Consider the following 526-nt stretch of genomic DNA (forward strand, 5'->3'; position numbering starts at 1 on the left):
GGTAACTTTGTGTTTGATCCTCATTACACTTCTCAACAAAGTTGAGAGTTGTTATTTCTTGTCACTGCCTCCCTGAATCAGGATTGGGCAATTTTCGCGCCTGCTGCCTTCCGTAGATGTGGTAGCCATTTCTCAGGCTCCCTCTCCGGAATCGAACCCTAATTCTCCGTTACCCATGATTGCCATGGTAGTCCAATACACTACCATCCAAAGCTAATAGGGCAGAAACTTGAATGATTTATCGCAGAAATCTGCGATTCGTTCGATTACTATGATTCATCACATTCCCGAAGGAATTGGTTTAGTACTAATAATTACAACCTCATAGAGGTCTGAATGCATGTATTAGCTGTAATTTGTCACGGTTATCCATGTAACTTTCGATTATCAAATAAACAATAACTGTTTTAATGAGCCATTCGCAGTTTCGCTGTACAATACTTATACTTACACATGCATGGCTTAATCTTTGAGACAAGCATATGACTACTGGCAGGATCAACCAGATTAAGCCATGCATGTGTAA

At 40.3% G+C, this 526-nt stretch carries 1 rRNA gene; it reads right to left on the minus strand.

Features of this window, described 5'->3' with window-relative positions:
- Positions 1-514: ribosomal RNA gene (locus UIA24_RS23140) — 16S ribosomal RNA — on the minus strand; the annotation flags it as partial.
- Positions 515-526: the final 12 nt, after the last annotated feature.

Source organism: Pseudomonas sp. AL 58, from assembly GCF_036348395.1.
GTDB classification, from domain to species: Bacteria; Pseudomonadota; Gammaproteobacteria; order Pseudomonadales; family Pseudomonadaceae; genus Aquipseudomonas; species Aquipseudomonas defluvii.